Source organism: Mycobacterium sp. M23085, from assembly GCF_045343915.1.
Lineage (GTDB): Bacteria > Actinomycetota > Actinomycetes > Mycobacteriales > Mycobacteriaceae > Mycobacterium.
Genome location: NZ_CP174280.1, coordinates 2,407,044 through 2,428,028, shown reverse-complemented (window position 1 = coordinate 2,428,028; position 20,985 = coordinate 2,407,044). Strand labels below are relative to the sequence as shown.

Below are 20,985 nucleotides of genomic sequence, written 5' to 3'. Positions count from 1 at the left end.
CCTGGCTGCGCCCAGTCAGCCCGCCGCGATCCTCATCACCGCGTCGTCAGGAGGTCCGGGTGAGCAACACCGCTTGCTCGAAGGGAATCCTCTCGAAAACCGGTCGCACGCCGCGCCTTACGTACGCCGCCGCCTCGTGCTTGCTGACCACGCGCGGATCGGCGATGCCGAAACTCTTGCCCTTGGTGCGCAACCGCCCGCCTCCCGCCGCGATCAGGTTCTTCAGCCAATCCCGGTCGGGGCCGTAGCTCAGCAGGATGGCCACCCCGGGTTTGCCATCGACCTCGGTGTTGAACACGTTCACCGGCGTCCGGTACGGCTTGCCCGAGCGCCGCCCAACGTGCTCAACGATCCCGAACAGTGGGAGCCGACCCGCCCACATCCGCTGAATCGGGTTGGTGACGCGGCGGTTGAACCGAGCAAGTCCTTGTGGGAGTTGCATACCGCTATCCAACTCGCAATTCCCGGGCGAGCACAACCCGCCATCGGCGCGGCAACGGGTCTACTGTCATCTCATGGGAGAGGCAGCAGGTGACGAGGCCACGCGGCGGGCCGAGGAGCTGCTGCGCAGGGGGGAGGAACTGTCGGCGGGCAAGGCCATCACGGCCGACGACGTAAAGCGTGCCGCCGAGCGTGCCGAGCTCGCCCAGTTGCGCGACCAGGCGGCGCATCGCCGCGTCGCGCAGCGCCATTATGAAGCCGGCGTCGCGCACGAGCGTGCCGCCGAAGTCGAGCAACGTGCGGTCGCCGAGGGTCTGGGTGACGTCGCCGCGCACCGGCGGGCGGCGGACCAGGAACGCGAGGCCGCGCGCCGCAACTTCATCGCGGCGCAGCAAGCCGGGCAGCGGGACGCCGACTAGCACCCCGGCACCGAGACCACGCCGCGTGCCCCTGGCGCGTTCTGCTACACCCTGTAGTGGAATGGCCCGCGCGGGCTGGGACACTGGTCGTCATGGGAAGCAGTGATCAGGCGACCGCGCACGCCACCGGGGCCCCCCGGGCCACGGCGGCGTCGGCCCGGTTGTTCGAGGATGCCTGCGCCGTCATTCCCGGCGGGGTGAACTCCCCGGTCCGCGCGTTCAGTGCCGTGGGCGGGACGCCGCCGTTCATCACCGAGGCACGCGGGTGCCGCCTGACCGACGCCGACGGCAACCATTACGTGGACCTGGTCTGCTCGTGGGGCCCGATGATCCTGGGGCATGCCCACCCGGCCGTCGTCGAGGCCGTCGCCAGGGCCGCTGCCTCGGGCCTGTCGTTCGGGGCGCCCACGCCGGCCGAGAGCGAGCTGGCCGCCGAGATGATCGCGCGGGTGGCGCCGGTCGAGCGGATCAGGCTGGTCAATTCCGGCACCGAGGCCACCATGAGCGCGGTCCGGCTGGCCCGCGGCTTCACCGGCCGCGCCAAGGTCATCAAGTTCTCCGGTTGCTACCACGGCCATGTCGACGCGTTGCTCGCCGACGCGGGCTCCGGGGTGGCGACGCTGGGCCTGCCGTCCTCGCCGGGAGTCACCGGCGCGACGGCGGCCGACACGATCGTGTTGCCCTACAACGACGTCGACGCCGTGCGGCAGAGCTTCGCCCGGTTCGGCGATCAGATCGCGGCGGTGATCACCGAAGCCAGCCCCGGCAACATGGGCGTCGTCCCGCCCGCGCCCGGCTACAACGCCGCATTGCGCGCAATCACCGCCGAGCACGGCGCGCTGCTGATCATCGACGAGGTGATGACCGGTTTCCGGGTCAGCCGAAGTGGTTGGTACGGCATCGATCCCGTCGAGGCCGACCTGTTCACCTTCGGCAAGGTGATGAGCGGAGGCCTGCCGGCCGCCGCGTTCGGCGGTCGGGCCGAGGTGATGGAGCGGCTGGCGCCGCTGGGCCCGGTGTATCAGGCCGGCACGCTGTCGGGGAACCCGGTGGCGATGGCCGCCGGGCTGGCCACGCTGCGCAACGCCGACGCCGCCGCCTACGCCAGCTTGGACGCCAACGCCGACCGCCTGGCCGGACTGTTCTCCGAAGCGCTCACGAATGCCGGTGTGGCGCACCAGATCCCGCGTGCCGGGAACATGCTCAGCGTGTTCTTCTCCGAAACGCCGGTGACCGACTTCGCGTCCGCGCGGGCCACCCAGACGTGGCGCTACCCACCGTTCTTCCATGCGCTGCTGGACGCGGGTGTCTACCCGCCGTGCAGCGCCTTCGAGGCGTGGTTCGTCTCGACCGCGCTGGACGACGGCGCGTTCGACCGGATCGCCGACGCGCTGCCCGTCGCGGCCCGGGCCGCCGCGCAAGCCCAGGAAGGGACATCCTGATGGCCGAGCACACCAGGGTGCACGTCGTGCGGCACGGCGAGGTGTACAACCCGAGCGGCATCCTGTACGGCCGGCTGCCCGGCTTTCACCTGTCCGACAACGGTCGCGCGCAAGCGGCCGCGGTCGCCGACGCGCTGGCCGACCGCGACATCGTCGCGGTGATCGCCTCGCCACTGCAACGGGCCCAGGAAACCGCCGCGCCCATCGCCGCCAGGCACGGATTGCCGGTGGACACCGACCCGGATCTGATCGAATCGGCCAACTATTTCGAGGGCAAACGGGTCAGTCCCGGCGACGGTGCCTGGCGCGACCCGCGGGTGTGGTGGCAGCTGCGCAACCCGTTCCGGCCGTCCTGGGGTGAGCCGTACGCCGAGATCGCGGCCCGGATGCAGACGGCGGTGGACAAGGCCCGCGCCCGCGGCGCCGGCCACGAGGTGGTGTGCGTCAGCCACCAGCTGCCGGTGTGGACGCTGCGGCTGCACCTGACCGGCCGACGGCTGTGGCACGACCCGCGGCGGCGGCAGTGCGGGCTCGCGTCGGTGACCACCCTGGTCTACGACGGCGACCGGCTGGCCGGCGTCGAGTACAGCGAACCGGCGGCACCTTGATCACTCGCCGACGACGATGCAGAGCGCAGCGATGAGGTGGGGGCACCTCCCGCGCGCGGGGGAGAGTGGCGCCTTGACCGCGCGACGACGACATGCGATGGCCGGGGCCGTGCTGGCGGCGCTGCTGCCCGGCCTCGTCGCCGGCTGCTCCGCGGGGCATGACGCCGTCGCCCAGGGCGGCACCTTCGAATTCGTCTCACCCGGCGGCAAGACCGACATCTACTACGACCCGCCCTCCAGCCGGGGCCGCCCCGGCCCGCTGGCCGGGCCGGACCTGGCCGACCCGGCGCACACGCTGTCGCTGGACGACCCGATCTTCGCCGGCCGGGTGGTCGTCATCAACATCTGGGGACAGTGGTGCGGGCCGTGCCGGGCCGAGGTGACCCAGCTGCAGCAGGTGTACGACGCCACCCGCGGCTCCGGCGTCTCCTTCCTGGGCATCGACGTCCGGGACAACAACCGGCAGGCGGCGCTGGACTTCGTCAACGACCGCCAGGTGACGTTTCCCTCCATCTACGACCCGGCGATGCGCACGCTGATCGCGTTCGGCGGTAGATACCCCACCACGGTGATCCCGTCCACGCTGGTCCTGGACCGCCAGCACCGGGTCGCGGCGGTGTTTTTGCGGGAATTGCTGGCGACCGACCTGCGGCCGGTGGTGCAGCGGCTGGCCGGCGAGGCGGCGCCGACCCCGGCCGGCAAGGCGGCGACGTGACGGGCTCGGGACCGCAATGACCGGCTTCACCCAGATCGCCGCCGCCGGACCGCTGCTGGTGGCCCTCGGCGCATGCCTGCTGGCGGGGCTGGTGTCGTTCGCCTCGCCGTGCGTGGTGCCGTTGGTGCCCGGCTACCTGTCGTACCTGGCCGCCGTCGTCGGGGTGGACGAACAACCGCCGGCAGGAGCAACGAAGGCCCCGCCGGGCGCCCGCTGGCGGGTCGCCGGCTCCGCGGCGCTGTTCGTCGCCGGGTTCACCACCGTGTTCGTCCTCGGCACCGTCGCCGTCCTCGGCATGACGACCACGCTGATCACCAACCAGCTGCTGCTGCAGCGGGCCGGGGGAGTGCTGACCATCGTGATGGGGCTGGTGTTCGTGGGGCTGATCCCGGCCCTGCAACGCCAGGCCCGGTACAGTCCGCGGCAGCTGACCACGGTCGCCGGGGCGCCGGTGCTGGGCGCGGTGTTCGCCCTGGGCTGGACGCCGTGCCTGGGGCCGACGCTGGCCGGCGTGATCACCGTCGCCTCGGCCACCGATGGCGCCAGCGTGGCGCGGGGAATCGTGTTGGTGATCGCGTACTGCCTTGGCCTGGGCATTCCGTTCGTGCTGTTGGCGTTCGGCTCGGCGGGCGCGGTGGGTGGACTGGCCTGGCTGCGCCGGCACACCCGGGCCATCCAGATCCTCGGCGGCGTCCTGCTGATCACGGTCGGCGCGCTGCTGGTCACCGGGGTGTGGAACGACTTCGTCTCCTGGCTGCGCGACGCGTTCGTCTCCGATGTGAGGTTGCCGATTTGAGAACGGCGATCGCTTTCGCACGCAACACCTGGCGCGCGTTGACCTCGATGGGCACCGCGCTGGTGCTGTTGTTCCTGCTTGCGCTCGGCGCGATCCCCGGGGCGCTGCTGCCGCAGCGCAGCCTGAACGCCGGCAAGGTCGACGACTACCTGAAGGCCCACCCGGTGATCGGCCCGTGGCTGGATCGGCTGCAGGCCTTCAACGTGTTCTCCAGCTTCTGGTTCACCGCCGTCTACGTGCTGCTGTTCGTGTCCCTGGTCGGCTGCCTCACCCCGCGGATGGTCGAGCACGTCCGCAGCCTGCGGTCCACCCCGGTGGCCGCCCCGCGCAACCTGGCCCGGCTGCCCAAGTACGCCAGCCGGCGGGTCGACGCCGGCGCCGAAGAACTCAACAGCCTGGCCAACACGATGGCCGGGCGGCTGCGCGGCTGGCGCACCGCCATCCGGCACACCGACGGCCCCGAGCCCGCCGGTTCCGATGTCGCCGAGGTGTCCGCCGAGAAGGGCTACCTGCGCGAGTTCGGCAACATCGTCTTCCACTTCTCCCTGCTGGGCCTGCTGGTCGCGGTGGCCGTCGGCAAGCTGTTCGGCTACGAGGGCAACGTGATCGTCATCGCCGACGGCGGCCCCGGCTTCTGTTCGGCCTCGCCGGCCGCATTCGACTCGTTCCGGGCCGGCAACACCGTCGACGGCACCTCCCTGCACCCGCTGTGCATCCGCGTCGACGACTTCGCGGCGCACTATTTGCCGTCGGGGCAGGCCACTTCGTTCGCCGCGAACATCGAATACCAGTCCGGCCGGGATCTGATTTCCAACGACTGGCGGCACTACCGGCTGGAGGTCAACCACCCGCTGCGGCTCGACGGTGACCGGGTGTACCTGCAGGGGCACGGCTACGCGCCCACCTTCAGCGTCACCTTCCCCGACGGGCAGATCCGCTCGGCGACGGTGCAGTGGCGCCCGGACAATCCGCAGACGCTGCTCTCGTCGGGTGTGGTGCGCATCGACCCGCCCGCCGGCAGCTATCCCAATGCCGCGGAACGCCGCCGCCACGAGATCGCCATTCAGGGCCTGCTGGCGCCGACCGAGCAGCTGGAAGGCACGCTGTTGTCGTCCCGCTTCCCGGCCCTGGACGCCCCGGCGGTGGCCGTCGACATCTACCGCGGCGACACCGGGCTGGACACCGGGCGGCCGCAGTCGCTGTTCACCCTGGATCCCCGCCTGATCGAGCAGCACCGGTTGACCAAGGAGAAGCGGGTCAACCTGCGTGCGGGCCAGTCGGTCCGGATCGACCAAGGGCCGGCGGCCGGCACCGTGATCCGCTTCGACGGCGCCGTGCCGTTCGTCAACCTGCAGGTCTCGCACGACCCGGGCCAGGCCTGGGTGCTCGTCTTCGCTATCACGATGATGGGCGGTCTGGTGGTGTCGCTGCTGGTGCGCCGCCGCCGGGTGTGGATCCGTCTGACGCCCGACGCCGGCGGATCGCCCGGTACGGTGAACGTCGAACTGGGTGGCCTGGCGCGCACCGACAACTCCGGTTGGGGCGACGAGTTCGAGCGGCTGTCCGAGCGGTTGTTGACCGGCTTGGGCGAGTCCGGCACCGGGACACCCACCGCGTCGGACGGCGACCCGATACCCGCAGCGTCCAAGAGGAGTTCTGAGGTGGACGTCACATGAATACCCTGCACGTCAACATCGAGCTGGCGCGCTACTCGGACTGGGCGTTCACGTCGGCCGTGGTGGCCCTGGTCATCGCGCTGCTGTTGCTGGCCTTCGAGCTGGCCTATGTGGGGGCCCGGGCCGGCGGGCGCCGCGCGGATCAGCGGGACCGGGTGTTGGCCGGTGCCGTCAGCGCCGACTCCACCACCCCCGGGGTGGTGGAGCAGGCAACCCAGCGGCCGGTCGACGAGCGCGCCGGCCGTGCCGGGCTGTCCGTGGTGTACCTGGGCACCGGGCTGCTGCTGGCCTGCCTGGTGCTGCGCGGCCTGGCCACCCTGAGGGTGCCGTGGGGCAACATGTACGAGTTCATCAACCTGACCTGCCTGTGCGGGTTGATCGCCGGGGCGGTCGTGCTGCGCCGCCCGCAGTACCGCCCGCTGTGGGTGTTCCTGCTGCTGCCGGTGCTGATCCTGCTCACGGTGTCCGGTCGCTGGCTCTACACCAACGCCGCGCCGGTGATGCCCGCGCTGCAGTCCTACTGGCTGCCCATCCACGTGTCGGTGGTCAGCCTGGGCTCGGGGGTGTTCCTGGTCGCCGGCGTCGCCAGCATCCTGTTCGTGCTGCGGACGTCGCCGCTGGGAGATCCCGACCGCGCCGAGCACAGCGCGCTGAGCCGGCTGGTGCAGCGGTTCCCCGACGCGCAGACCCTGGACCGCGTCGCTTATCGCACGACGATTTTCGCTTTTCCGGTGTTCGGTTTCGGCGTTATTTTCGGCGCCATCTGGGCCGAAGAAGCCTGGGGCAGATATTGGGGGTGGGATCCCAAAGAGACGGTGTCTTTTGTCGCCTGGGTGATTTACGCCGCATATCTGCATGCCAGGTCGACGGCGGGATGGCGGGACAGGAAGGCCGCCTGGATCAATGTCGCGGGCTTTGTGGCCATGGTCTTCAATTTGTTCTTCGTTAACCTGGTCACTGTGGGCCTGCATTCTTATGCGGGCGTCGGGTGACGGTGCTCAACCGGCCCGGATAACGCACGACATGCCGAACAACGCACAACAAGGGGGAGTGCAGTGACCGAGCATCCGACGACGGGCGTGGGGGCGCCCGAACAACCGACCACGCAGCTACCCCCACAGCCCGCGCCCCCCGCAGACCAGCATGAGGGCGCCGGACCGCAGGCCCAGTCGGGCGGCGAAGACGCCCCCACCCGCGCCTTCGCCGGGTTCCGCACCGAACGCCGGGTCCCCGGACCCGAGCGCCCGCCGGCCGCGCCGCCCCCGGCGCCGAGACCCGGTGGGATGCCGCCCTGGGATCCCACACCGATGACCGGCATCCCGCGGGTCGACCCGACGGCCTACGGCGCCTACTACGACGGTCACGACGCGCCGCCCACCCAGGTCCACGGGGCCCCGCCGCGGCCCCCGGAGCACCTGCCGCACACGCCGTATCCGGAGCTGTCCACCGGCATGCTGTTGCGGCCGGTAGCCCCGCCGCCGTCGGACGGCTGGCGGCGACTGCTGTTCAAGCTGTCCGGCGGGCTGATCAACCTGGGCGAGAGCCCGCGGGCCGCCCGGCACAACAACCTGGTCGCCCAGGTGAACCGGCCCCTGCGGGGCTCCTACCGGGTGGCGTTCCTGTCGCTCAAGGGCGGCGTCGGCAAGACCACCATCGCCGCGACGCTGGGCGCCACCTTCGCCTCCATCCGCGGTGACCGGGTGGTGGCCGTGGACGCCAACCCGGACCGCGGCACGCTGAGCCAGAAGATCCCACTGGAGACGGCGGCGACCGTGCGTCAGCTGCTGCACGACGCCGGCACCATCGAGCGCTACAGCGACGTGCGGCGGTACACCTCCAAAGGACCGAGCGGCCTGGAGGTGCTGGCGTCCGAGACGGATCCCGGCATCTCGGACGCCTTCAGCGCCGACGACTACGGGCGGGTCCTGGACATCCTGGATCGGTTCTACGGCCTGGTGCTCACCGACTGCGGGCCGGGACTTCTGCACTCCGTGATGAGCGCGGTGCTGGACAAGGCCGACGCACTCGTCGTGGTCAGCTCGGCGTCCATCGACGGCGCGCGCAGCGCCTCGGCGACGCTGGACTGGCTGGACGCCCACGGCCACGAGGACCTGGTCCGCAATTCGATCGCGGTGATCAACGGGGTGAAGGCACGCCCGGGCAAGGTCGACATGAACAAGGTGATCGACCACTTCTCCCGGCGCTGCCGCGCGGTTCAGCTGGTCCCGTTCGACCCGCACCTCGAAGAGGGCGCCGAGATCGAGCTGGACCGGCTGCGGCGCGGGACGCGGGAAGCGCTGACCGAGCTGGCCGCGATCGTCGCCGACGGGTTCCCCGGCGACCAGCACAACCCGGGAGTGTTGGGCTAGCGCGGGTTGTTGTCGCCGTGACCCAACCGCCGCAAGAAATCCGGATCGTCGTCGGGCCCGATGACGCGGGTCTTCGGCCGGTGGGCCTGCGATCGCGCAGCACGCCAGCCGACGTAGATCAGCGTCCCGAAAATCACGACGAGCAGCAGGTAGAGCACGCAACACCTCCTTGGGGCGAATATACCCGCGCCGTAGGCTCTCCCTGTGTCACAAGAAGCTAGCGACGACAGCACCGGGAACACGGAGAACCACGCCGCGCCCGGGGGTGTCGCCCAGCCCGCCGGGAACCGGGTCGCGGTGCACGTGGCCGCCTACCTGGCGGCACGGGTTCTGCTGGCGGTGGCGCTCACCGGAGTGATCTACGGTGTGGCGCGGCTGGCGGGCATCACGCAGTTCCCGATCGTGGTGGCGGTGCTGTTCGCGCTGATCATCGCGATGCCGCTGGGCATCTGGATGTTCGCCCCGCTGCGCCGCCGCGCCACCGCGGCGCTGGCCATCGCCGGGGAACGACGGCGCCGGGAACGCGAACTGCTGCAGGCCCGTCTGCACGGCGACGCTGCGCCCGGCGAGGGCGGCGGCCAAGATTCAGGGCACGGCTAGCCGCTGGGCAGCCGCACGACCTGCGCGGCATAGCTCAGGCCGGCGCCGTAGCCGAGCAGCAGGGCCAGGTCGCCGGCCTTGGCCGCCCCGGTGGTCAGCGCCGCGGCCATCGCCAGCGGGATGGACGCGGCCGAGGTGTTACCGGTGTGTTCGATGTCGTTGGCGACGATCGCGTCCGGCCGCAGATCCAGACTCTTGGCCAGCACCTCGTTGATCCGGCTGTTGGCCTGATGCGGCAGGAACACGTCGATCTCGTCGGGCCGGACGCCCGCCGCGTCCATCGCCTGCCGGCCGACCTTGCCCATTTCGAAAGCCGCCCACCGGAAGACCGCGCTGCCTTCGAGCCTCAGGTAGGGGCGCTCGCCGGTGCGGTTGTCCAGGAAGTCGATCCACTCGATGTCCTGGCGGATGGCGAAGGCCTGCGCGCCGTCGCTGCCCCAGACGGTGGGTCCGATGCCCTGGTCGGGGGTCTCGCCGACCACCACTCCGGCGGCGCCGTCGGCGAAGATGAAGCAGTTGCTCCGATCCTGCATGTCCACGGTGGGCGACAGCTTCTCCGAACCGAGCACCAGCACCTTGGCGGCCGTGCCGCCCCGCACCATGTCGGACGCCACGCCCAGCGCGTAGCCGAAGCCGGCGCAGCCGGCCGAGATGTCGAACGCGGGCACGCCGGTGGCGCCCACCGCCGTCGCGACCGCCGGCGCGCACGGGGGCGTCTGGGTGAAGTGGGTGCTGGTGGCGACGATGACGCAATCGATGTCGGATGGCTCGAGGGAGGCCTTGGCGACCGCCTCCAGCCCGGCCGTGGTCGCCATGGAGGTGACGGATTCGTCGCGCGCGGCGAATCGGCGGGTCTTGATTCCGGTTCGCGAATAGATCCACTCGTCGGACGAGTCGATGTTCTCGCAGAGCTCGTCGTTGGTGACCACCCGCTCGGGGCGGTACGACCCGACGCTGAGTAAGCCGATGTTGGTGGGCCCGCTGGTCGCGGCAATCTGCTTCATTGCGGTCCTTCGCTATCGCCCGAGCAGACGCAAAGGTACCCGAAACGGGGCGCCCTCGGGAGTTTTTGACTGGACTATAGGTAACCCCAAGCGGCCGTTAGGGAGTCAGCGCGAGCGCCGCAGCCACCGCGACCGCCCACACCACCATCGCCAGCCCGGTATCGCGCAGCACCGGAATCAGCTCGCGCCCGCCGCGGCCCGATCGCACCGGGGCCGCAGCGCGCAGCGCCAGCGGCGTGGCGATCAATCCGGCGGCGCACCACGGGGTCGCCCGCAGCAACACCAGAGTCAGCACGCCGGCGGTGCCCAGCAGCGCCTGGTACAGGATCCGGGTGCGGGCATCGCCCAGCCGCACCGCCAGGGTGATCTTTCCCGACTGCGCGTCGGTCGGGATGTCCCGCAGGTTGTTGGCCACCAGCACCGACGAGGACAACGCCCCGATCGACACCGCCAGCGTCAGGCCCACCCAGTCCACCCGCAGCGCCTGGGTGTACTGGGTGCCCAGCACGGCGACCAGCCCGAAGAACAGGAATACCGCGACCTCGCCGAAACCGGCGTACCCGTAGGGTTTCGACCCGCCGGTGTACAGCCACGCCCCGGCTATGCAGGCCGCGCCCACCGCGATCAGCCATGGCGCGCTGGACAGCGCCAGCGCCAGCCCGGCGATCGCCCCGATCGTCAGGCTGGCGACCGCGGCGGTCAGCACCGCCCGCGGCGCCGCCAGCCGCGAACCGACCAGGCGCACCGGGCCGGCCCGGTCGTCGTCGGTGCCGCGGATGCCGTCCGAGTAGTCGTTGGCGTAATTGACGCCGATGGTCAGCGAGAGCGCGACGGCCAGCGCCAGCAGCGCCTTCCACCACACCGCGGATCCCAGCCACGCCGCCGCACCGGTGCCCGCGACAACCGGCGCCACCGCGTTGGGCAGCGTCCGCGGCCGCGCACCGGAAATCCACTGCCCCAAATTGGCCACACCGACATCCTGCCAGGTGGCGGGTCCGCGATGCCCGGGCCCCGCACCGACGATCAGCCCGCGCGGTCATGCACCACAATGGTCGGATGCTCGGAGTCATCGGCGGCAGCGGCTTCTACACCTTCTTTGGATCCGACTCCCACGACGTCGCCGTCGACACCCCGTACGGGCCGCCCAGCGCCCCGGTCACCGTCGGCGCCATCGGCGATCACGAGGTGGCTTTCCTGCCGCGGCACGGCGCCAAGCACGAATTCTCCGCGCACACCGTGCCGTACCGGGCCAACATGTGGGCCCTGCGCAAGCTCGGCGTGCGGCGGGTACTCGCACCGTGCGCGGTCGGCAGCCTCAAACCCGAACTCGGTCCGGGCACCGTCGTGGTGCCCGACCAGCTGGTCGACCGCACCAGGGGCCGCGCCGACACCTATTTCGACTCCGGCGGCATCCACGTCGACTTCGCCGACCCGTACTGCCCGGCGCTGCGCGACGCGGTGACCGCCCTGCCCGGTGTGACCGACGGCGGCACCATGGTGGTGATCCAGGGGCCGCGCTTTTCCACCCGCGCCGAAAGCCAATGGTTCGCCTCCGCCGGCTTCTCGCTGGTCAACATGACCGGCTACCCGGAGGCGGTGCTCGCCCGAGAACTCGAAATATGCTATGCCGCAATAGCTTTGGTGACCGATCTGGATGCAGGGGTGAGTGCCGGGGAGGGTGTGAAGGCCGTCGACGTGTTCGCCGAATTCGAGAAGAACATCGAAGTGTTCAAGACGCTGGTCCGCCGGGCCATCGGCCGGGTGGCCGTCGACCGCACCTGCACGCATTGCCGGCCGCACGCCGGGGTCACGTTGCCCATCGAGTTGCCGTGAGGGTGCTGCTGACCGGCGCGGCGGGCTTCATCGGTTCCCGGGTGGACGCCGCGCTGCGGTCCGCGGGGCACGAGGTGGTGGCCGTCGACGCGTTGCTGCCCGCCGCGCACGGCCCAGATCCGGTGCTGCCGCCCGGATGTCACCGCGTCGACGTGCGAGACGCCGACGGGTTGGCCCCGTTGTTGGCGGGCGTGGACGTGGTGTGCCATCAGGCGGCGATGGTGGGTGCGGGCGTGGACGCCGCCGACGCCCCCGCCTACGGCGGGCACAACGATCTGGCCACCACGGTCCTGTTGGCGCAGATGTTCGCCGCCGGGGTGCGGCGCCTGGTGCTGGCCTCGTCGATGGTGGTGTACGGGCAGGGCAGATATCACTGCGAACGACACGGATCCGTGGATCCGCTGCCGCGGCGACGCGCGGACCTCGACGCCGGAATCTTCGAGCACCGTTGTCCGCTCGGCGGGGAGGAACTGCACTGGCGCCTCGTCGACGAGGACGCCTGCCTGCGGCCCCGAAGCCTGTACGCCGCCAGCAAGACCGCCCAGGAGCATTACGCGCTGGCGTGGTCGGAGGCCACCGGTGGTTCGGTGGTGGCGCTGCGCTACCACAACGTCTACGGCCCCGGCATGCCGCGCGACACCCCCTACTCCGGGGTGGCGGCGATCTTCCGGTCGGCCCTGGAAAAGGGTGATCCGCCAAGGGTTTTCGAGGATGGCGGGCAGATGCGTGACTTCGTTCACGTCGACGACGTCGCCGCAGCCAACGTCGCCGCGACGCAGCAGCGCGAGGGCTTCACCGCCGTCAATGTCTGCTCGGGCCAACCGATTTCGATTCTGGAGGTGGCCGGCGCGCTGTGCGATGCGCGGGGCGGCTCGCTGTCCCCGGTGGTCACCGGGCAGTACCGCAGCGGCGACGTGCGCCACATCGTCGCCGACCCGTCCAGGGCCACCGAGGCGCTCGGTTTCCGGGCGGCCGTCGCACCGGGCGACGGGCTGCGGGAATTCGCGTTCGCGCCCCTTCGCTGAGCGTTAACCCTGCGGGGGACGGTAGATCTGCGGTTTCTGCGCGGGGATTTGGCGGGTTCCCGAATCGTCACCGCGAAAGATCCGGGGCGCGTTGCCCAGCGGCGGTATCTCGTTGGTGGGTGGATCGTTGTCGGCGCCGGGGACGCCGGCGGGAATGCGGGTGGTCGCCGCGGTCGACGGCCTCGCACCGTGGCCCACCGGGACTCGGGTGGTGGGTGCCGCGGCATTCGCCGCGGCGGCGCGCCGGCGCGCGGCGCGACGAGCCAGCCGACGACCGCTCAGCTGCCCGGTGACGATGGCCGCCACCAGGATGCCCAGCGCCAGCCAGCACAGCGTCACGTCGAAGACGCTGGTGATCTGCTGGGCCAGGTTGTTTCCGTAGACCGGGTGCAGCGCAGGCGAATTGGGCGAGTCGGCGAACCGCGGCGCCAGCTCGACGCCGACGATGACACGGGCCACGCTGAGGGTGGCGACGAGCCCGCACAGCGAGGTGACCGTTCGCGTCGAGAGGGTGGCCAGCCTGCGGCGCAGCCAGATCGCCAGCACCGCGGTGGCCAGGTCGAACGCGGCCTGCACGATGCTGTTGTACCGGGAGAACGGATAGTTCAGGATCACGCCGACGACGAGGTCGGTGATCCGCATCGCCACCGATCCCACGCACCAGACGGCGATGAGCAGCAAGCCATTTCGGATCGTCGCGCGCCACGCGGATTCCTCCGTCGGCAAAGCGTTCCGGTGCCCGAACAGGGCTCGCGGCGCGAACAGCGCCGCGCCGGCCGCCCACGCCAGGTAGCCCTCGAACCCGACGCCGGCGGTCGACGTGTTCTGCGCGATGCCGTGGAAGGCGTCGATGTCACGACCGGCGGGCAGGAACCACACCAGGATCCCGGCGGCCAGCGTCGACGCGCCGAGCACGACGGTCGTCAGCCGGCTGTCGCGGGCGCTGCGCAGCAGCCACCTGGAGGCGACCAGCACCGCGATCAGCGCCACTACGCCGTACACCACCGCGGTCGCGATCACGGCGATGTTCTGCTTGCCGAATTCCGCGGCGCCGCCGGTGTTTTGCAGCGCGTACCGCACCCGCCAGTACAGGTTGAAACCGAAGCTGAGCACCGCCGTGAGCATCGACAGCGCGCCGATGATCCGCGCCGACCTGTGCCATCCGGTGGATTCGTCGCCGGCCGGAATCGGTCCGGCAACGGCGCCGGTCGGCACCGCCTGGGCGCTCAGCAGCGAGCCGGCAACCCCGGCCCAGGCCCCCGGCCCGACACCGCCGGGCACGTTGACCGTGCCACCGAAACGTACGGTCTCGTACGCGTCGAACACCACGAAGGCGAGCACCAGCAGTAGATAGGGGGCGTTGAGCGCCAGCCGAAGCCGCGCGGCCCGCGCCGGGTTGAACCGCGCGCCGGTCGATCGCCAGGTCCCGGCGAGCAGGACGGCGACGACGGCCAGCACCGTCACCGCGATCAGCACCCCGAACAGGATGCCGTTGCTGTTGGGGATTCCCAGGCCGAAGTAGAGGTTCCACGGCAAGAACACCGCGAGGACCAGCAGCGCGACGGCGGTCAGGTCGCCGACCACGTGCCGGTACCGCTTCGTCGCCGCGGCCGCCGGGGCGGCGGCGCCGCCGGTGGCGTGCGCGCGGATGATGCGCGGCGCCGGTGCCGGCCCGGTCTGACCGCGGATGGGCCCGGTCGGCGTGTCGTCGCTGCTCTGGCTCACCATGCCCCCCGGGGTTCAAGGACGGATATTCTTGGCGCAGTTTCGGGTGTCCGGTGAGGGATTACCCCGCCGAGCGAAACGCCGTGCTCGCTTGCCAACATATTCTCCGTTCGGATGCCGTGGCGGTGGCTCAGACCGGCTGCTGGGGCGCAGATGATTCCGCGGTGGGGCGTCCTGTCGTTCGAAAAGCTGGTTACGCTGCGCTAGTAGACGAAGCTTGTCGCCTGAATGATTGACACTGCCAACGGTATCGCAAGTGTAATGATGCCGGGACATCGCCGGCTGCGGGGTAGCCGGGTGAAGGAGAGCGGGGATGGACGTCGTTTTGGGGGTTGCGGTCACCGGACCCGTCGCTCGCTTGGCCCTGGTCGGGTCGGGCGCGCAGGGGGCCGACGTGATCGACCAATCCGTCGTCGATCTCGCTGACAATCCGATCGGAACGCTGACCGAGACCGTGGTCGGCACGAACCGGCTGCTGGCCGGCGAGAACCACCGGCTGGTCGGCACCCGGCTGTGCTGGACCGACCACCCCGCCGCCGACCGGTTGCGGCGGGCGCTGGAGGATTCCGGCGTGCACAACGTCGCGGTGCTGTCCGAATCCCAGGCGGTGGCCGCCCTGATGCGCGCGGCCGGCCGGCCCGGCGCGGCGCTGGTGATGGACGACGCGACCGCGACGCTGTCGATGGTGGGTTCGGGCGACGGCGACCCGGACGCGCCGCCGACCGTGCTGGCCAGCCAGCCGCTGGCCGGTGCGGGCGGCGATGCGACGGCCGCGTTCCACACCATGATGGCGAACCTGCGCGCCCACCCCGACGCCCCACAGGATGTGTATCTGCTGGGTGCGTCGCCCGATCTGAACCGGGTCGCCGACGAGCTTCGCGACGCGTCGACCATGCGGGTGCGGGTCGCCGACGACCCCACCTTTGCGCTCGCGCGCGGCGCCGCGATCGCCGCCGCCCCGGCGGGGACGCTGCCGGCGGGGGACGCGACGGCCCTGGCGCCGGCGGTCGGGCTGACCGGCGACGAGACCGCGATGGCACCGGTGGCCGGGGACGCCACCGCGCTGGCGCCCGCGTTCGGGGACGCCACCGCGCTGGCACCGGCGGCCGGGTTCACCGGCGACGAGACGACCGTCGTGCCGGCGCCGGAGTTCGCCGACCCGAACGCCGAAGACCACCAGCTGGCCTATTCGATGGCCGATGACGGCGAGCAGTACCCGGGCGAATTCGACGAGTACGACCCCGAATTGGACGACTACGAGTACGGCGACGTCGACGAGGAAGTACCGACGAAGCTGTCGCGGCGGTCGCTGGTGATCGGCAACGCCGTCATCGCCTTCGCGGTCATCGGGTTGGCCTCGCTGGCCACCGCGATCGCGGTCGCCGTTGAGCCCACCGCCAGCCGGCAGCCGGTGGTGGGTGTCCAGAATGGCACTCCGGGCAAGTTCATGCCGATCCTGCCGAGCCAGCAGCAGGCGCCGCTGCCGCCGCCCCCGGCCGATGCGCCCAACGCCGGATTCCAGGGCGGCACCGTCCCGGCCCCGAACAACCCGGTTCCCCAGCAGGTGGCGCCGCCGTCGGGAGGCGGCGTACCGGCCCCCGTTCCGGAGGCACCCGCCCCCGGTGGCGTGCCCAACCCCGGTGCGGTGCCCAATCCCGGTCCGGGTTGGGCGCCTCGCCCGAATCCCATTGTGCCGGTTCCCCTTCCGATTCCCGTGCCGATCCCGGGGTGGGGGCCGAACTACCCGCCCTACCACCCTCCGTACAACCCGCCCTACAGCCCGCCCTATACGCCGCCGACGACCACGCCCTATACGCCGCCGACCACCACGTACCAACCGCCGACGACGACGTATTCGCCGCCGAGCACCACACACGAGCCGCCGACGACGACGTATTCGCCTCCGACAACGACGTATTCGCCGCCGAGCACCACACACGAGCCGCCGACGAGCACCTATTCGCCGCCGAGCACCCGGGAAACCACCCAGGCGCCGCCGCCGACGCACACGCAGCAGACCGTGCCGCCGACGCATTCGCAGCCGGTCTACCCGCAGCAGCCGGTCTACCCGCAGCAGCCGATGTCCCCGCAGCAGCCGATGTACCCGCAGGAGCCCCACCCCCACCGCGGGTTCTGAGCGTGGCCGAGGCCGACGGTCTGGTCACGGTGGTCCTGCCCTGCCTCAACGAGGAGGAGTCGCTGCCGGCGGTGCTGGCCGCCATTCCCGCCGGCTACCACGCGTTGGTGGTGGATAACAACAGCACCGATGACACCGCCGGCGTCGCGAGCCGGCACGGCGCCCGCGTCGTCGCCGAACCCCGGGCCGGGTACGGCGCGGCCGTGCACGCGGGCGTGCTGGCGGCGACGACACCGATCGTGGCGGTCATCGACGCCGACGGCTCGATGGACGGCGGCGATCTGCCCCGGCTGGTCGCCGAGCTCGAGCGCGGCGCCGACCTGGTGACCGGCCGGCGCCGGCCGGTGCCCGGGCTGCACTGGCCGTGGGTGGCCCGGGTCGGCACTGTCGTCATGAGCTGGCGACTGCGCACCCGGCACGGGCTGCCGGTGCACGACATCGCGCCGATGCGGGTGGCCCGGCGCGATGCGCTGCTGCGGTTGGGCGTCGTCGACCGGCGATCGGGTTATCCGCTGGAACTGCTGGTGCGTGCCGCCGCCGCCGGATGGCGCGTCGTCGAACTCGACGTCAGCTACGGCCCACGGACGGGCGGCAAGTCGAAGGTCAGCGGGTCGCTGCGGGGCAGCATCACCGCGATCCTCGACTTCTGGAAGGTGATTTCGTGAGCCTGCTGCCGGTGACGCTGCTGGTGGTCGCCAAGGCGCCCGAGCCGGGCAGGGCCAAGACGCGGCTGGCTGCGGCCGTCGGCGACCGGGTCGCGGCCGAAATCGCCGCCGCGGCACTGCTTGACACGCTCGACGCCGTGGCCGCGGCACCGGTGGCGGCGAGGGTGGTGGCCCTGACCGGCAACCTGGACGCGGCCGCGAACGCCGCCGAGATCCGGCAGCGGCTGGCGTCCTTCACGGTCATCGCGCAGCGCGGTGCGGATTTCGCGGCCCGGCTCGCCAACGCGCACGCCGACGCGGCCGACGGGTCTCCGGTGCTGCAGATCGGCATGGACACGCCCCAGGTGAGCGCGGAGCTGTTGGCCGGGTGCGCGCGCCGGTTGCTCGAGATGCCGGCGGTGCTCGGGCCGGCCCGCGACGGCGGCTGGTGGGTGCTCGGCGTGGCGGAGCCCGCCATGGCGCAGTGCCTGCGCGGCGTTCCGATGTCCGCGCCCGACACCGGGGACCTGACCTTGAAAGCATTGCGCGACAACGGCATCGACGTCGCAACCGTCCAGACGCTGGCCGACGTGGACTATGTTGACGACGTCGCGCTGGTGCGCGACGCCTGCCCACCCACCGGCCGGTTCGTCCGGGTCACCCGCGCCGCCGGCCTGTGAGCCGCTACCAGTTCGTCAGGATGACGGTGTTGAGTGCCAGGGCGCCGACGGCGTTGAGCGCCAAGAAGATTCGGTGTGAGCGTACCGGCAGCAACGCGGCCGCCGCGGTGAGCCACACGGTGAACGGCAGCCAGATGCGTTCCACCTCGGCCTTGCTGAGCATGCTCAGGTCCGCGCACACCACGGCGGCCAGCACGCCCAACAGCAGCAGGTGAAAACCGGAGCGACGCCGGATGGCGGCCCAGTCGAACACCCTGCTGATTCCGGCGACGCCACCCAACCCGATCGCGCACACGACGCACGCCAGGTTGGCCCAGCTCCAATACTGGAACGGCCGGAATTTGGCGATGCCCTGCCAATAGCGTTGCTGCACCAGGGTGTAGCCGTCGAACCAGAAGAACCCCGCGACGGCGAAGGCCACCGCCACCGCGATGGCGGCCAGCGCCGCCGGGCCCAGGGCGCGCAGGATCGCTCGCCAGTGCGCCCAGCCGTTGTCCGGCTGCTGGGCGGAGGCCAGCACCGCCAGGGCCGGCAATCCCATCAGCATCAGGCCGTAGTTGCAGAACACCCCCCAGCCCAGCAGCAGGCCCGCCCCCGCGGCCGTCAGCGCGGGGAATCGGACCGGGCGGTGCACCGCCACGGCCAGCAGCGCGATGCCCCAGGCCGCCACGCCGGCGAAGTAGCCGTCGGCGGACACGGCCACCCAGATCGCCGTCGGTGCCAGGGCGACGAACGGGGCGGCCCGGCGCGCGGTCTGCTCGTCGGCCAGCGCGCGCACGGCGATCATCACCGCGGCCGCCGCGCTCGACCCGCACAGCAGACACAGCAGCCCGGCCCAGGCGCCGCCGTGCAGGCCCAGCCGGTCCAGCCAGACGAAGGTCAGCAGCGCGCCGGGTGGATGCCCCGACACGTGGGTGGTCCACGAGTTCGGTTGGTAGTCCACGATCCGGCTCGCGAACGTTCGGAGCGTCGCGCCGATGTCGGTGATGCTGGGCACCTGCGACAGGTATTCGTCCCGGGTGGTCAGCCGGCCGACGAAGCCGCGCTGCCAGCCGTCGATCATCGCCAGCGCGAACGCCCACCCGCACGCGGTTGCCCAACTGCCGAGCGTCAGCGCCCGCCACGAAAGGCGTTGCGACAGAACGGGTCCCCACGCGACGACGGCGATCGCGATGGCGATGGCCGGTCCGGTTCCCCAACTGGCGTGGATCAACCATTCGCCGAAGATCGGCGCGGCGCCGGCGTGGGTGGCGAACTTCTCGGCGCCGACGTCGAGACGCGGCCGCACGCCTGCGTTCACCCGCGGCAGCACGAACGCCGCCGCCACCAGCACCACCCCGATCGTGACCGCTACCGCTTCGCGCGCTGCCTCCCGTCCGGCGATCCTCACGGAGGAACAGCCTATTGATCGCCCGCGCCGGCGAACCGGCGCACCAAGGCCGTCCGGTCGACCTTGCCGATGCCGCGGCGCGGCAGTGCGTCGACGATGTGCAGCTCGCGCGGCGCGGCGGTGGCGTCCAGGGTGCGGGTCACCTGCGCCCGCAGCGCGTCCAGGGTCGGCGCGGCGGACCCGTCGCGCACCACGATCGCGGCGACCACCCGCTGCCCCAGCCGGTCGTCGGCCACTCCGAACACCGCGCACTCACGCACCGCCGGATGGGCGCACACCGCCGCCTCGACCGGCTGCGGCAGCACCGTCAACCCGCCGGTGCTGATCGCGTCGTCGGCGCGGCCCAGGACGGTCAGCACCCCCGCGTCGCTGACGGCGCCGAGGTCGTCGGTGCGAAACCAGCCCGGCTCGGCGAACGGATCCGGGTCGACCGGGTTGCGGTAACCCTTGGCCAACGTGCTGCCGCCGATGACGATGCGGCCGTCGACCGTCCGTAGCCGCACGCCGTGCAGCGGGACACCGTCGTAGACGCAGCCCCCGGCGGTCTCGCTCATGCCGTAGGTGCGGACCACGGTGATGCCCGCCGCGGCCGCGTCGTCGAGGACCGGTCGCGGCGCCGGGCCGCCGCCGAGCAGCAAGGCGTCCAGTTCGGCGAGCGCGGCCGCGGCCGCCGTGTCGGCCAGCGCCTTGGCCAACTGCGCGGCAACCAGCGACGTGTATCGCCGCCCCGGCCGCAACGCCCTTATCGCCCTGGGCAATTCGGCGACGTCGAATCCGGCGGAGACGTCCATCTCGACCGGTACCGAGCCGGCCAGCACGCTGCGCACCAACACCTGCACCCCGGCGATGTGGTGCGGCGGCAAGGCAAGCAGCCAGCTGCCCGGCCCGCCGAGGCGGTCATGGGTGGCCGTCGCGCTGGCCGTCAGGGCGGCGGCGGTCAGCAAGGCGCCCTTGGGAGTTCCGGTGGTTCCCGACGTCGCCACGACCAGGGCCACGTCGTCGTCGATGGATTGCCCGACCCGCAAACCCACCCGCAGCGCCTCCGCCTCGCGGTCGTCGCCGGCGGGCAGCGCGACCAACGCGGGGTCACGCCCGTCGAGCACCCGTTCCAGGGCGGGCAACAGCGCCGAGACCGCCGAGCCCGGCGCGAGGCGCAGGGCGCGCAGTACGGCTATGCCGGGTCCCCGGCCTGGTCGGCGTCGTCGAACGGCCAGCCCTTCGCCGCCAGTCGCACCCGCACCCGCTCGACGTCGGCGGGGGAGGGCAGCTCGTCGGTGATCTGGGTGATCAGCACGCCGATGTCGACATCGTCGAACTCGCCGCGCCGAACCAGCTCGCAGGCCACCGCCTTGGCTTCGTCATTGGACAGCCGGCGGGCCAGCAAGGCCAGCACCGGGAAGGTGTCGGTGGGCGGCACGCCTTCGGGGTAACCCGCCCGCAGCCAGGAGACGATCGAGTTGAGGAATCCGTTCACGCGCTGA

Annotated in this window: 22 protein-coding genes; 14 read left to right on the top strand and 8 right to left on the bottom strand. The window is 71.5% G+C overall.

Annotated features, from left to right (window positions below):
• Nucleotides 1–46: 46 nt before the first annotated feature.
• Entirely contained in the window at nucleotides 47–442 is a 396-nt protein-coding gene (locus ACIUM1_RS11030) for a nitroreductase family deazaflavin-dependent oxidoreductase (protein ID WP_406817186.1), read from the bottom strand.
• Between the two features lie 73 nt (nucleotides 443–515).
• On the opposite strand from ACIUM1_RS11030, the gene ACIUM1_RS11025 reads away from it, so the two are divergent.
• From ACIUM1_RS11025 to ACIUM1_RS10990, 8 genes are all read left to right on the top strand, one after another.
• Entirely contained in the window at nucleotides 516–860 is a 345-nt protein-coding gene (locus tag ACIUM1_RS11025; RefSeq protein WP_406817185.1) for a hypothetical protein, read from the top strand.
• Nucleotides 861–952: 92 nt separating this feature from the next.
• Complete coding sequence (gene hemL, locus ACIUM1_RS11020; protein ID WP_406817184.1) at nucleotides 953–2,302, top strand: glutamate-1-semialdehyde 2,1-aminomutase; 1,350 nt, start codon at nucleotides 953–955, stop codon at nucleotides 2,300–2,302.
• A complete protein-coding gene (locus ACIUM1_RS11015) occupies nucleotides 2,302–2,910 on the top strand; it encodes a histidine phosphatase family protein (RefSeq protein ID WP_406817183.1) in 609 nt (202 codons plus the stop codon). Before hemL ends, ACIUM1_RS11015 begins: the two co-directional genes overlap by 1 nt.
• Nucleotides 2,911–3,007: 97 nt before the next feature.
• Complete coding sequence (locus tag ACIUM1_RS11010) at nucleotides 3,008–3,625, top strand: TlpA disulfide reductase family protein (RefSeq protein ID WP_406817633.1); 618 nt, start codon at nucleotides 3,008–3,010, stop codon at nucleotides 3,623–3,625.
• A gap of 16 nt (nucleotides 3,626–3,641) precedes the next feature.
• Nucleotides 3,642–4,421, top strand: coding sequence for a cytochrome c biogenesis CcdA family protein (locus ACIUM1_RS11005; RefSeq protein ID WP_406817181.1), 780 nt, complete (start codon nucleotides 3,642–3,644; stop codon nucleotides 4,419–4,421).
• A gap of 47 nt (nucleotides 4,422–4,468) precedes the next feature.
• Nucleotides 4,469–6,097 (top strand): cytochrome c biogenesis protein ResB, encoded by a 1,629-nt coding sequence (locus tag ACIUM1_RS11000; protein ID WP_406817632.1) that lies wholly within the window; start codon nucleotides 4,469–4,471, stop codon nucleotides 6,095–6,097.
• The gene (gene ccsB, locus ACIUM1_RS10995; RefSeq protein ID WP_406817180.1) at nucleotides 6,094–7,089 is read left to right on the top strand and encodes a c-type cytochrome biogenesis protein CcsB; all 996 of its coding nucleotides are present in this window, start codon (nucleotides 6,094–6,096) and stop codon (nucleotides 7,087–7,089) included. Before ACIUM1_RS11000 ends, ccsB begins: the two co-directional genes overlap by 4 nt.
• A 63-nt stretch (nucleotides 7,090–7,152) precedes the next feature.
• Nucleotides 7,153–8,466, top strand: coding sequence for a MinD/ParA family protein (locus ACIUM1_RS10990; RefSeq protein WP_406817179.1), 1,314 nt, complete (start codon nucleotides 7,153–7,155; stop codon nucleotides 8,464–8,466).
• On the opposite strand, the gene ACIUM1_RS10985 is transcribed toward ACIUM1_RS10990, so the two are convergent.
• Complete coding sequence (locus tag ACIUM1_RS10985) at nucleotides 8,463–8,624, bottom strand: hypothetical protein (RefSeq protein ID WP_406817178.1); 162 nt, start codon at nucleotides 8,622–8,624, stop codon at nucleotides 8,463–8,465. The genes ACIUM1_RS10990 and ACIUM1_RS10985 overlap by 4 nt on opposite strands.
• A 46-nt stretch (nucleotides 8,625–8,670) precedes the next feature.
• Between ACIUM1_RS10985 and ACIUM1_RS10980 the strand changes: the two genes are divergently transcribed.
• Nucleotides 8,671–9,066, top strand: coding sequence for a DUF4229 domain-containing protein (locus tag ACIUM1_RS10980; RefSeq protein ID WP_406817177.1), 396 nt, complete (start codon nucleotides 8,671–8,673; stop codon nucleotides 9,064–9,066).
• On the opposite strand, the gene ACIUM1_RS10975 is transcribed toward ACIUM1_RS10980, so the two are convergent.
• Nucleotides 9,063–10,070: a beta-ketoacyl-ACP synthase III gene (locus ACIUM1_RS10975; protein WP_406817176.1), complete on the bottom strand. Its 1,008-nt coding sequence runs from the start codon at nucleotides 10,068–10,070 to the stop codon at nucleotides 9,063–9,065. The genes ACIUM1_RS10980 and ACIUM1_RS10975 overlap by 4 nt on opposite strands.
• Before the next feature lie 97 nt (nucleotides 10,071–10,167).
• The gene (locus ACIUM1_RS10970) at nucleotides 10,168–11,040 is read right to left on the bottom strand and encodes a 1,4-dihydroxy-2-naphthoate polyprenyltransferase (RefSeq protein WP_406817175.1); all 873 of its coding nucleotides are present in this window, start codon (nucleotides 11,038–11,040) and stop codon (nucleotides 10,168–10,170) included.
• A gap of 86 nt (nucleotides 11,041–11,126) precedes the next feature.
• Here ACIUM1_RS10970 and ACIUM1_RS10965 point away from each other — a divergent pair, with 86 nt between their 5' ends.
• Both ACIUM1_RS10965 and ACIUM1_RS10960 read left to right on the top strand, forming a co-directional pair.
• Entirely contained in the window at nucleotides 11,127–11,903 is a 777-nt protein-coding gene (locus ACIUM1_RS10965) for an S-methyl-5'-thioadenosine phosphorylase (RefSeq protein ID WP_406817174.1), read from the top strand.
• On the top strand, nucleotides 11,900–12,928 hold the full coding sequence (locus tag ACIUM1_RS10960; protein ID WP_406817173.1) for an NAD-dependent epimerase/dehydratase family protein: 1,029 nt from the start codon (nucleotides 11,900–11,902) through the stop codon (nucleotides 12,926–12,928). The genes ACIUM1_RS10965 and ACIUM1_RS10960 overlap by 4 nt, the downstream gene beginning before the upstream one ends.
• Before the next feature lie 3 nt (nucleotides 12,929–12,931).
• Here the strand turns inward: ACIUM1_RS10960 and ACIUM1_RS10955 are convergent, their stop codons facing one another.
• Complete coding sequence (locus ACIUM1_RS10955; protein ID WP_406817172.1) at nucleotides 12,932–14,656, bottom strand: hypothetical protein; 1,725 nt, start codon at nucleotides 14,654–14,656, stop codon at nucleotides 12,932–12,934.
• A 310-nt stretch (nucleotides 14,657–14,966) separates the two neighbouring features.
• On the opposite strand from ACIUM1_RS10955, the gene ACIUM1_RS10950 reads away from it, so the two are divergent.
• Genes ACIUM1_RS10950 through ACIUM1_RS10940 form a run of 3 tightly spaced genes read left to right on the top strand, consistent with a single transcriptional unit; the run spans nucleotide 14,967 to nucleotide 18,114 of the window.
• Nucleotides 14,967–16,790, top strand: coding sequence for a hypothetical protein (locus ACIUM1_RS10950; RefSeq protein WP_406817171.1), 1,824 nt, complete (start codon nucleotides 14,967–14,969; stop codon nucleotides 16,788–16,790).
• 2 nt (nucleotides 16,791–16,792) lie between these two features.
• Complete coding sequence (locus ACIUM1_RS10945; RefSeq protein WP_406817169.1) at nucleotides 16,793–17,455, top strand: glycosyltransferase family 2 protein; 663 nt, start codon at nucleotides 16,793–16,795, stop codon at nucleotides 17,453–17,455.
• Nucleotides 17,452–18,114, top strand: a complete 663-nt coding sequence (locus ACIUM1_RS10940) for a DUF2064 domain-containing protein (protein ID WP_406817168.1) — start codon at nucleotides 17,452–17,454, stop codon at nucleotides 18,112–18,114. The genes ACIUM1_RS10945 and ACIUM1_RS10940 overlap by 4 nt, the downstream gene beginning before the upstream one ends.
• Nucleotides 18,115–18,118: 4 nt before the next feature.
• On the opposite strand, the gene ACIUM1_RS10935 is transcribed toward ACIUM1_RS10940, so the two are convergent.
• The 3 genes from ACIUM1_RS10935 to ACIUM1_RS10925 all read right to left on the bottom strand — a co-directional run bounded on the left by ACIUM1_RS10935 (nucleotide 18,119) and on the right by ACIUM1_RS10925 (nucleotide 20,978).
• Nucleotides 18,119–19,498 (bottom strand): hypothetical protein, encoded by a 1,380-nt coding sequence (locus ACIUM1_RS10935; RefSeq protein ID WP_406817631.1) that lies wholly within the window; start codon nucleotides 19,496–19,498, stop codon nucleotides 18,119–18,121.
• Nucleotides 19,499–19,515: 17 nt separating this feature from the next.
• Complete coding sequence (gene menE / locus ACIUM1_RS10930; RefSeq protein ID WP_406817630.1) at nucleotides 19,516–20,607, bottom strand: o-succinylbenzoate--CoA ligase; 1,092 nt, start codon at nucleotides 20,605–20,607, stop codon at nucleotides 19,516–19,518.
• Between the two features lie 68 nt (nucleotides 20,608–20,675).
• Nucleotides 20,676–20,978, bottom strand: coding sequence for a DUF3349 domain-containing protein (locus ACIUM1_RS10925; protein ID WP_406817167.1), 303 nt, complete (start codon nucleotides 20,976–20,978; stop codon nucleotides 20,676–20,678).
• Nucleotides 20,979–20,985: the final 7 nt, after the last annotated feature.